Genomic DNA, 12,012 nt, shown 5'->3' with positions numbered 1-12,012 from the left:
TGACTTTTGCATGGCGACTGTATTTAGCCGACTATCATAGTTCTATTTCTCAAAGTTTAAGATTTCGTTCCATCCACTTTTCAAGTGTACGAATAAGAACTGTCGACTCTTATTATTCACTATATTTCAGTTTTTAAATAGCTTTTCATACCACTTAATACATCATATTTTGGTAGATAACCAATAGACTGAATCTTAGAAATATCTGCTAATGAATCGTGAATATCTCCTGAACGTTCTGGCTGATATTCTAAAGCTAATTCCGTCTCTAAAATTTGATCAATCGTCTGGATCAATGTTAATAATGTAGTTGCTTTTCCCGTTCCGACATTAAATTGTTCGCCTAAAGCCGCTTCTTTGTTAGCTACCAGAAGTAAAGCTTGGATCACATCATCGATATAGACAAAGTCTCTTGATTGGCTACCGTCTCCATATAAAGTAAATGACGTTTTTTCTCCCGCTAATTGTTTTTTATAACGATCAACTAAGATTGAAATCACACCACTGTAAGGTGAATTTGGGTTTTGGTTTGGTCCGTAAACATTGAAGAAACGAACTGCACTTCCTGGAACATCATATAAATGACAGTAATCCAAAACATATTGTTCAGCTGCAAACTTATCGATTGCATAAGGGGTTAATGGACGAATAATGGATTCCTCTTTTTTTGGTAAAGTTGGTTCATCCCCATAAACTGCTGCTGAAGAACTAAATACGATTCGTTTTAAGTTTGGTTGATATTTCCGGATCAATTCTAACAGCATCAGCACACTTTCAAAATTAACTCGATGTGTTTCTACTGGCCGGGCAACCGAATCTGCCACACTAGCAACTGCCGCTAAATGGAAAATGTAGTCAAATTGATTGGCACGGATGATTTCTTCCATCAATACTGAATCCGCTACATCACCTTCGATGAACGTGATGTTTCTATCCATCTCAAGATTTTCTACTTTTCCCATTGATAAATCATCAACAACAATCACTACATTTTCTTTACCTAAGTGATTGGCTAAGGTAGAACCGATAAAACCAGCCCCACCGGTAATCAATATTTTTTCCACTATTTTCACTCCAATTATTGATTTACATAAAAGATAAGTTTAGTGTAACACGTTTATTCTGAGAATACTATCTTATATATATGCCCTAAATAGAGCGATCATAGACTAATTGTTCCCTTTCCAATAGTTATCTCCTGTCTAACAAGAAAACCATACCATGCATAAAATATTCTAATAGTAGATAATATTTTTCTTATTTAAACGCTGCTTCTTTGTTATTGCCTTGGCAGAAGTTGGTCAAGGATGTATTTCTCTATCACCTTTTGCAAGAATAAGGGACTGTGACAAGTCTTTTGTCACAGTCCCTCACTGTCTTCTTTATATTAATGATCTTTGACTAAGTATCGCAAATCTTTTAAGTCGCTCAAAAAACCACGATGGACAATCACTAAATAAATGATATATATCACAATATAGGCAACCATACTCATATAAGTGCCATCAAACCAAAGATTACTAAAAATGAATAATAAAGTTAGACAGGTTTCTAAAAACATTTTAGCACCAATTTTAATATTCATATCTCTACACAAGAAAAATTCAGCTAAATTACAACGGAATGCTAAACTAGCAAGTATTAATCCGACAGTTAAGTTTAAATTCCCTATGATGAAAATGACGAATAGAGAAAGAAGTAAGGATAAGGTCAACGTCAAGACGTTTACCATTAGAATCGTTTTTTCTTTACGCAATGTCTTCAAATAGGTATTGATTAATAAGGACATTCTTCCTTCATAGATAACGATTGGAAATAAGATCCCCATGAATCTTAAACTAACTTCATATTCAGGTAGCCACATGCCTAAAACGATTTTTGCTGGAATATAAAAAATCAAAATAGCATACGTCAAAGGAACAAATACACCTCTTAGTGTTTGAAATAAAGAAGAAAGACGATCTCGATTTGTTCTTCTTAAAAGCGGGAACATGACGATCCCCACCGCATTGATAAAGGTCAAAAACATATTAGAGATACTTAAAGTAAAAGATAATTTACCAAAAGTCTGGATTGACCATTGTTGTTGAACAAAGAAACGGATCGTACCCATAATTAACATACTGGCAATACTACTCAACATTAATTTGCTACCAATATTAATGTTATCTAAGATTTCAGGTACTAGTTCTTTTAGACCAATCATTTTAACTTGTAGCATATCTTTTATTCGGGTCATTCCCCAAATTGTAATCACTAATTTTGAAATGATATCCATAATGATCAACCAGTAAAATTCCCGCCCACCAGTGGCAAAATATATACCGATTAAGACAACATATAAATAGCGATCATTTCTTGATAACTGGGCATACTCTTTAATCCTATTTGTTGATTGGAAAATATAGAGAATAAATGTTTTAACGATGGTCACTACAGAAACAACAGCTGTCAAAATCAAGATCAGTGCTTGGTATTCTCCAGGCATAAAGAAGTAAGCCCATAAAATAACGAAAATCGAAACAAAAAATTCAAATATCGCTAAATACCAAAACTGTGATCCTAAAGAACGTTTATCAATGTCTTTGTACTCTTCTCCACCGATTTTCAAGTAAATACCATCAATCCAACCAAAATGTAAGAATCCTACATAAGAAGAATAAAAGACATAGAGTTGCCAATAACTATATTCAGTCACTCCTAATAATTTTGGAACAAATAAATTTAAAAGGACAGAAATACCTAATGTAGCAAAGTTAGCTGCTACGGTATAATATAGATTTTTTGCGACAGCTTTTGCTTTATGGTTCATGCTGATACCTCACTTTCCTGACTTATATTTTATAAGATGATAGATATCAGTACCAAAATAAAATTTACGCTTATAGCGGAAGAAAGAAGCAAGAATTGTTGATAACTGTTCCTTTTCTAATATAGCAATACGCATTTCTAGTTCATCAATCATTGACAAGAGCATTTTTTGTTTCTTCTCAAAATCATCTATATCAGTTAAATTAGCTAAATAGTTATTGGCTGCATGTACACGTTGCAATCTTCGCCGTAACGTATTTAGTCTTTTTTGGTAGGCTGTTACTTTGTTTGCTTGGTCAATTTCTTTTTTAAAAGAGCTTTGACCATGTTTACGCCATTCAATCAACGGTTTTCTTAAGAGAAATAACCCATTGCTTAAAACAGCACTTCCCCACATGGACATATCATGGACTGCATTCTCCATTCTTGAAGCATAAAGCATCACATTCGCAATAAAGCTTTGGCGAATAGCATAGACACAGCCTGGACGTCTTAGGAATAAGTTGTTTTCATTAAAAACCACTCGTTCTTCTGATTGTCCCTCTATTTTTTCTGTATCAACCCGTTTTAACTCTTCTGCTAAACCACCTGGCTCTACTAATTCATGATAATCTGATACTAAAACTTGAACTTGTTGATTCGCAAAAGTACGACTCATTTCTTCAATCTTTTTTTCATGCCAAATATCATCTTGGTCACAAGTAAACACAACATCTTTACTTGCTAAATCCAGCAGTTTAAAAAAGTTTTTTCGCCATCCAACGTTTTCTTCATTAACAATCAATTGCCAGGTAGCCTGTAACTGATTTTCTTCAATGAATCTTCGTACAATATTGACTGTCTGATCAGTTGAACAATCATCTTTTATGATAACTTCATCAATTTTTTGAGATTGATTTTTCAAAGAATTGAGCTGTTCTATAATATTTTTTTCGCCATTATATGTAGCCATTACAACAGTTGTTTGCAGTTTTTCACGCATTTACTTCACTCCTTCTAAGATATAGTATTAAAGATGCTGCTTTGTTGTTTCGTCTTACTTTTTGTAACCATTTCGAGAGGCTATTTTTCGTAAAAGTTATACGGATGGTGTGTCACGCGTTCATTTTCCGGTGGCATTGTCATGTAATCTCCGTAACGCAATGTAAGAAAATCTCCTCTATTTTTGATAGCCATTACTTTGTGTCCTTCAAATTCGACGTCTTCATATTCAGTAAACCATTGCGTTGGAAAAACACCCCAATCAATATGAATCCATTCTAAATAACCACATGTGTCCGTATCTCCAAATCGAATTTTTTTAGCAGCTTCTTGGTATTTTTTTTGCCAATAGACATTATCTCCGATTTTCAATAATTTTTTATGATGAGGATAACGCACTACTAATTTTACGACTGCTTTCAAAAAATCAAAGCTTCGAGCATAAGCTAATCCCAAAGTGTCCATTAAGTTTAGACGATAATTCTCTGTTGTCTCTCTTAGAGCTTGACGTTCTGTAGCAGAATCTGGAATGCCGTCAATAGGAAAAATATCAACAAAAACGCCTAAATCAGGTTCTTCCCCACTAAAAAACTGCTTTGTTTTAGCTACAGTTTTTGGGTCAATCACTTTTGCAAATGGATATCTAAAATTTTCTCTTGTTTCAAAGGACAACAACTTGTAATTTGTATCATTTTTTAAGATCAAAAGCAATTCTTCATAATCTGGTCGGGGCATCACGATATCAATATCATCATCCCAAGGGATAAAACCTTGATGGCGTTCAACACCAATCAGACTTCCATAAAATATGGTATATTTTAGGTTGTTTTCACGACAGATTTTATCAATATAAACTAAAATATCAACTGCTTTTTTTTGTACCTCTGCCATTGTTAATTCTCTCATAAGAAGTCTCCTATATCCAATTAAATTTTTTACTAACGAACGGGAATATTTATTTGCCTTTGATCATCAAATTGACCAATAATAGAAAATATCCTTGCATCCTTTGTTTCTCTGCAAGGATTTTTCCTATTACCTTAATTATTTTTCCAGTCTGTTCAATTGTTTTTGTTGATCGAAATCATATTGAAGTTTTCCTAAATACAACCAGAAAATAAATGTTGCAGAACGTCTAGTTAGTATAATTTCAGTAATCAATAAACTAGAGACTAAGATGATCAACACAATTTGATTATCTATCAGAAATTCCAGATAATTTTTTTGCTTTGTAGCAAATAGAATCCGCAAAGACTGCCACATTTTTGATAGTAAAAACAGGACAAAAACAACTGTTCCAGAGATACCAGTTGCTGCTAATAGATAGAAAAAGGCACTGTGAGGTGTTTGCCCCGTTTTAGCAATATGAGTCTCTGGGATTTTAGCTTTGGCAATTGCCACAAAACCTTTTGGTGTTGTTCCGAAAATGGGTTCAAGTCGCATCAATTCAGTTGCACTTTTCCATAAAGCAAAACGACTGTTAGAAATATCTTTATTTTCAACAACATCCGGTCTTTCGGTAGTGACCAATTTTTCGTCAGGAATTTTTTTCTCTGAATCTTTTTCAAAAAAGTCAACGACCTTAGGACTTGTGATTTCCACACGGTTTGCTACATTGACGTAACCTGTTTTCATCAATGATACGCCACCAAAAACAACGGCTGAACTAATCGCAGCTAGGACTGTTGCTCCTACTACTTTCAATACTAACGATTGATTTTTTTTCGACTGATAAAATAAGTAAAAGAAGAAAACACCAAAAAAGGCCGCAACTACCAATTGGATCATACCAGATCTTGAACCTGAGAGAGAAATATAGCTAAATTGAACAAACATAACAAAAATAGAAAGAACTTTCACCCATAGCTTTTGATTAAAAATAGCTTTTCTAAGGGCAAAAATAATACAAACCAATGAAATAGTTGTCGCATAGTTTGGATCAACAAAAATCCCATAAAGACGATTTTCAAAAAAACCGATTCGCATGCCATAATACAATGATTTAACTGGCGTAGAAAAACTTACACGAGCAAAAAACAAATAAAGAGAAAATAGGACAAGTGCAGACCAAACAACTAAAAGAATCGTTTCAAACACAGTAAATAGTTTTTTGTTATTTTCTCTTCCCACTTCAAATACACAAAAGAAAAAGATACATTGCCAAATAATCAGTTTGATGTTTTCCGTGAAAGCATATTCTCGATTCAACAATGTACTGATTGCTAGAATCACTATAAAAACAATTAACCAATATTCAATTTTTATTTTCTTTTTTTCGAGAATCATTGGTAAAAAGTGGCTAAGGAAAATGACTCCTGATAATAACATGATAATCATCGAAAAGATGGAATCGATTTTTGGTGGTAGTGTGGAATAAACACTAACCATCCGACAGATTAAGACAAGCTCAAAAAAAACAATATAGGGCAATGCTATTTTTTGTCCTATACTATGGAATTGCTTTGAAAATTTAGTAAACATTTTATCCTCCATTAGTATAAAAGATCAATCACCGTAACGGTTAATCTTTAGTTTTAGTTATATGTTTCCTTCTAAATTCTACTGGAAACTTATATAAATGTAAGCTAATCATTAAGAGTAATGTAGAAAACTTACGACTCTTGGTAAAAATCTCATTCTCCATAATGAATCGAAAGTTATGTCTTAAATAACTTACGATTTCTTTTGTTTCCGGACGATCCGTTACGTTTGCTACTATAATCTTATCGAGAACTAAAAAGTTAGCAAAACAAACACGTTGATGTGCTGCTTTTTTGATTTCTTGACTTCGGTCTTTGAGCTTTATTTCATTGTTTTCCCAAGCTTCAATAAATTCAAATTGTTTTTCTGAAAAACTTTCTGTATTGATACTTCCAAGACGATGATAATAATAGTACTTTTGTTCAGAGTCAATGGCTACTTTGTGGCATTGATTCAATAAATCTACAATAATAAAAGAATCTTCATGATATTTTCCCTCTGGATAGCGGATAGTTGAAAACAGTTCTCGCTTATAGAGTTTGTTCACTGCATGAACAGAGATGATATTTCCTTGTAAAATTAATAATAACGCTTCTTCAGCGGTTACTGTTTTTTTGATTGTGGGTTTGATTATCGGATCTTTTCCCTCGTAAACATCATAAATACCACAGATCGATAAGTCTGCCTCTTCTTTGATGATTGCTTTATATAAAAGTTCATACATATCTTCTGCGATATAGTCGTCACTGTCAACAAAGCCCAAATATTTTCCTTTGGCTACTTCGATTCCCGCGTTTCTTGCACTACTCAATCCACCATTTTGTTTGTGGACGACCCGTACACGAGCATCCTTCTTTGCATAGTCATCACAAATACGTCCACTATTATCAGGTGAACCGTCATCCACTAAAATCAGTTCAAAATCGGAAAAAGTCTGAGCGAGAATGGAATCTACACATTTTTTTAAATATTTTTCAACTTTATAAACAGGTACGATGATACTAATTTCACACATGTATTTCATCCTTAACTAACTGTACTGTATGCTTCAGTGATTCTTCTAGACTAAAGATCGGGAACCAGCCAGTATCTTTAATTTTTTCATTATTTAAAATAGCCGTATTTGCTTTAGAAAAGCCTTGTTGTTCAATTGCATCAGGTAATTCAAAAATGACTTGCTTCCCACTAATTTCAGCAAGTTTTTGAGCAAGCTCTTTTAGATGCAAATCAAAACTGTCATTAGAGATATTATAAGCTTCTCCAATCTGACCGTGAATAAGGAGATGAAGCATCGCTGAAACAGCATCACCTACATAAATATAGGAAAAATACTGGTTTCCTTCACTCTTTAATACAATATCTTCTTCATGCACTGCATTCAAGATAAATTGAGAAGAAGCCTTAGAGTCAGATAACAACATCGTTGGGCCAAATGTACGGCATAATCTTGGAATCACAATATCTAATTGATGCTTCGCAATATATGCCTGACAAAGGGACTCACTGACTCTCTTACCTTCCGGATAGCCGGCACGTAAAGTATTGCAATCAATATAACCACAATAATCTTCCGAAAACTTTTCAACGTCTCCACGATTTTCGCCATAGATCTCTACAGTTGAAAGGAAAAGCACTCTTTTCGGTTCTGTTGCTACAGCATGTTTCAATACTTGTTCTGTACCTGCAAGATTCGTCATAATCGTGCCAATTGGATCGGTTGCATAAGCTTTTGGATGGGTATTGCTTGCACCGTGGATGATATAGTCAGCCTTAATAGAAAAAGGCAACGGATCTGTCACGTCTCCTTCGATGATCTCAAAATTTTGATCAGAGATATACGGAGAGAATCGTTCTTCCAATCTTTGACGATTTCTTCCCATTGCATATACTTTAATATTAACCCCTAAATACTGGTTTGCTAACATTAACGTATCGACTAAAAAAGAACCAATCATACCTGAGGCACCAATCATGAGTAAAGATTGACCATCCAAACTTTTTAAATCAGGAGTATGTTCGACTACCTTCAGCAAATCATCTTTATATAGTGGATTATTTATTAAAGACATCCTCTTCACCTAATCTTTCATTTTTAAATATGCTTTGAAAAGCTCTAAATCATCGGTTGTGGTCAATTTGATATTTTTATCAGAACCAGCCGCAAAATACAAGGTTTCACCTAAGTCCACCATCATCGTATTGGTATAAGATGAGTCTGTCATTCCAATATTTTCTTTGACCGCCCGATTATAAGCAGAAAGTAATTTACCATATTGGTATGCTTGTGGAGTTGAAACACGTCGTAACGTATTACGATCCACATATTGTTGTGTCGTTTCTTCGGTTTTCTTAATAAAAATCTGTTCATTATACGGTAATGAAGTCACACCATTTCCATATTCCTTACATTTCACAATCACATCTGATAGGACGAGTTCATCCACCAATGGACGGATCCCGTCATGAATGATAATTGTGTCATCATCCTCTGAATAATCTTTTAAAAATTGTACACCGTTATTGATTGATTCTTGTCCTTTAGATCCGCCAGTAATCACCCATTGGACTTTACTGATATTGAACTCTTTGATATAAGCCCACATGGTTTCTTCCCAACCTGATTTACATACAACAAGAATTCGATCAATCTGTGGATGGTGTTGGAATGACTCCAATGTATAAATAATGATGGGCTTCCCCTCGATATTAATAAATTGTTTTGGTATATCCTGCCCCATTCGTTTGCCAACGCCACCGGCAATAATTATAGCTGTAATCATATGAGATAAATTCCTTTCTTTTATGTGTATTTATACTAAATAGGTATTGAAAACTTACCTATTATTTCACTATCCGTTCAATAAAAACCATATTTAACCTTTTACATTTTCTCACAACTGCCAATAACTTTCAATGTTTTCCACTGAGCCTCGGTGAAATATAAGTATTATACAAAAAAACAACACATCAAAAGAATGATAGAACATTCGATTGATGTGTTGATTTATTTATTTTTAGTTTACTTTTTGAACATACTTTTTATTTGCAGTCACATAACCATCAGCTGTTTTTAATCGTGGAGGTCCTGATGGGGTATATTCGATTGATTGGATCTCTACGATCGTTCCTTTGCTAATTGCTGCTCCTTTTTGCGTAAAACTGAGATCTTTATAGTAGTAATCATTCATCAACAGTTGAACTCTTTTAGGATTCGTCACAAAATAATTATCATTTGCATTCGCAGCAGCTGTAACATACCCTTTATTAGCTGTAACATATCCCTTATTGGTTTTTAATCGTGGGATTCCACCAGCTGTATACTCGATACCTAAGACATCGATCACCGTACCTTTCGCAATTGCGGTACTTGGTTGTTTAAAGTCTATGTCAGAATAATAGCGATCATCCCTCAACATAACAATTTTTCTTGGATTTTCGATAAAGTAATTATCACTGTCACTCACTAATTGTGTTACATAACCTCTATTTGCTGTCAAATAGCCTTTTGCCGTTTTTAACCGTGGGATTCCACCACTTGTAAATACCACATTTTGCACTTCAATCAATTCATTTTTAGAGACTGCCTCCCCTTTTTGACTGAAATTGACATCATGATAATACGTATCATTTGTCTTCATGACCACATATCCTGGATTACTATAATAATAGTTTGAGATATTATCTGGCACTTCTTGCACATACTCTTTATTAGCCGTCAAATAGCCATCGGGCGTAAGCAATCGCGGTACTTGACCTTCACGGTATACGACACCTGTAACAGATACAAGCGACCCTTTCGTCACTGCTTTTCCTTTATGGAGAAAGTCTGTGTCTCGATAGTAAGTATCATTGGCTTTCATGACGATTCGAACAGGGTTTTTCGTATAGTAATTATCAATTGATGCTACAGTTGCGATCACGTAATCTCTATTTGCTGTATAAAAGCCTTTATTTGTTTTTAATCGAGGTATTCCACTCTTTGTTTTTTCAATTCCCGTTACTTTGATGACCGTACCAGCTGAGACTGATTCTCCTGGTTTTGTAAACTCGACATCTTGGTAAAAACGATCATTTGTCTGAGCAATGACTTGTCCTGGATTTGTCATATAGTACATATCAGAGATATCACGATACTGTTCGACCAAATTTTTATTCGCAGTCAAATAGCCATTTTTTGTTTTTAATCGGAAAATACCAGAGTCCGTGTAAGCTAAGCTTTCTACTTCCACCACTGTACCTTTCGTGACTTTATTCAAACGCTGGGTAAAAGCTGTATCTGCATAAAAATAATCATCGGTCTTCAAACGGACTTTTTTAGGATTCGTTGTAAAATAAGAATCAATATTGCTTTGAGCCGCTACAACATATGATTTATTTGCTGTTAAATAACCGTGATCTGTAAATAAGCGTGGAATCCCACTAGCGGTTGTTTGAATACTTTTCACAGTAACTAAAGTATTTTCTTTAACAGTCATTCCAGGACTGGTAAAATTCACATCATTGTAAAAACAATCATCCTTCTTGACGATGACTCTTCCAGGATTTGTCGTATAATATTTATTTAGGTCAGGTCCGGTTCCTGTATTTGGTGTTCCAAAAAAAGAACTGTAAATCATCGACATGTCAAAAGGACGAGATTGATAATTTGCCAAACCTGGGAAAAACATTTGAGACGACCACTGCCAAGCACCATAATCATTGTTCCACTGCATCGATTGTGTTGGTGTATAAGGATATTGTGCGACCCATATACGTTCTTTATTAAAGGGAGCAGGATTGATGTACCCACTATCTAGCCAACCTCTACTAAGATATAGTGCAGCATTAGAATACCCAAGATTTTTTAGTTGTTGATTGAAAGCCAAAGCATTTTTTTGTGTATCACGTCCTTCGGAAATCAAGTTGGGATCTTCTGCATCATCAAACATGATCGTATTTTTGGGCAAACCTAATTTTGACGCTGCTTGTGCAAAATATTTTGCCTCTGCCTGAGCTGTTTGAACAGATGTATACACGCTGTAATGATAAGCAGACACACTAAGCCCCGCAGCTTTAGCATTGTTGATTTGGCTTTGCGCATACGGGTTAGTATATGATGTTCCTTCGGTGAGCTTGACGGTTACTCCCGTTACCCCGTAACTTTTAATTTTTTGATACTCAGCAACAGAGATTGTCCCATTCCAACTAGCGACATCAATGAAGTCTTTTCTTGGTAAATTGGGATTATCTGCATATACATTATCAGGATACATCATTCTCGACATAATCCCATACTGATTTCCAGACGGTTGCATGGCATAAGTACCTTTTTTATGATTTGTCCCTCTTTTCCCGAGTTCAGCATCTTCTCTTGGATCAACTTGATTGGCATCTGTCTGGTCCTGGGTAGAATCACTCGTAGAATTGGCGGTCTCGGAACCCGAAGTGCTGGTACTTTCTTGAGTGGGGATTGTCGAGCTGCTGGTCATACTGGATTCTGTCGAAGAAGTCTCAGCCGTAGATGTTTCCGTAGTTGTCGAACTATCCGATTGTTTTGTATCGTTAGTTGTGGTAAGTGTTGCTGAATCAGACGAGTCGTTCATTTGCTTTTCTTCAGTTCCCACTTTATTCATAGCCTTCTGTTCTTGACTAGATTGAGAAGTTTTAGCTATATTTTCAATTGCATAAGTATTGGAAATAGAGCTATTTAATAATAATGTACATAAAAGTACACCAGAAAAAATCCGTTTCATCTCTTTT

The 12,012-nt window shown here is 34.8% G+C and carries 9 protein-coding genes; all 9 read right to left on the bottom strand.

Annotated features, from left to right (window positions below):
* Window positions 1-119 precede the first annotated feature (119 nt).
* The 9 genes from IGJ32_RS03860 to IGJ32_RS03820 all read right to left on the bottom strand — a co-directional run bounded on the left by IGJ32_RS03860 (window position 120) and on the right by IGJ32_RS03820 (window position 12,005).
* Window positions 120-1,064, bottom strand: a complete 945-nt coding sequence (locus IGJ32_RS03860) for an NAD-dependent epimerase/dehydratase family protein (RefSeq protein WP_034698875.1) — start codon at window positions 1,062-1,064, stop codon at window positions 120-122.
* 323 nt (window positions 1,065-1,387) lie between these two features.
* Window positions 1,388-2,812, bottom strand: coding sequence for a lipopolysaccharide biosynthesis protein (locus IGJ32_RS03855; protein WP_010738167.1), 1,425 nt, complete (start codon window positions 2,810-2,812; stop codon window positions 1,388-1,390).
* A 9-nt stretch (window positions 2,813-2,821) separates the two neighbouring features.
* A complete protein-coding gene (locus IGJ32_RS03850) occupies window positions 2,822-3,793 on the bottom strand; it encodes a glycosyltransferase (RefSeq protein WP_010738168.1) in 972 nt (323 codons plus the stop codon).
* Window positions 3,794-3,873: 80 nt separating this feature from the next.
* Window positions 3,874-4,698 carry a LicD family protein gene (locus IGJ32_RS03845; RefSeq protein WP_034698873.1) on the bottom strand — a complete coding sequence of 275 codons (825 nt, stop codon included), beginning with the start codon at window positions 4,696-4,698 and terminating at the stop codon, window positions 3,874-3,876.
* Window positions 4,699-4,836: 138 nt separating this feature from the next.
* The gene (locus IGJ32_RS03840; RefSeq protein ID WP_197725796.1) at window positions 4,837-6,273 is read right to left on the bottom strand and encodes an O-antigen ligase family protein; all 1,437 of its coding nucleotides are present in this window, start codon (window positions 6,271-6,273) and stop codon (window positions 4,837-4,839) included.
* Window positions 6,274-6,313: 40 nt separating this feature from the next.
* The gene (locus IGJ32_RS03835; protein WP_010719729.1) at window positions 6,314-7,288 is read right to left on the bottom strand and encodes a glycosyltransferase family 2 protein; all 975 of its coding nucleotides are present in this window, start codon (window positions 7,286-7,288) and stop codon (window positions 6,314-6,316) included.
* A complete protein-coding gene (locus tag IGJ32_RS03830; protein WP_010719730.1) occupies window positions 7,281-8,342 on the bottom strand; it encodes an NAD-dependent epimerase/dehydratase family protein in 1,062 nt (353 codons plus the stop codon). The genes IGJ32_RS03835 and IGJ32_RS03830 overlap by 8 nt, the downstream gene beginning before the upstream one ends.
* A gap of 9 nt (window positions 8,343-8,351) precedes the next feature.
* Window positions 8,352-9,053, bottom strand: coding sequence for an IspD/TarI family cytidylyltransferase (locus tag IGJ32_RS03825; protein WP_010719731.1), 702 nt, complete (start codon window positions 9,051-9,053; stop codon window positions 8,352-8,354).
* A 234-nt stretch (window positions 9,054-9,287) separates the two neighbouring features.
* On the bottom strand, window positions 9,288-12,005 hold the full coding sequence (locus tag IGJ32_RS03820) for a DUF5776 domain-containing protein (RefSeq protein ID WP_342081557.1): 2,718 nt from the start codon (window positions 12,003-12,005) through the stop codon (window positions 9,288-9,290).
* Window positions 12,006-12,012 lie beyond the last annotated feature (7 nt).

The organism is Enterococcus sp. DIV1639a, from assembly GCF_050530445.1.
Taxonomy (GTDB): domain Bacteria; phylum Bacillota; class Bacilli; order Lactobacillales; family Enterococcaceae; genus Enterococcus_B; species Enterococcus_B hirae.
Note: the sequence above shows the minus strand (reverse complement) of the source record. Positions and strands in the feature narration are given on the sequence as shown.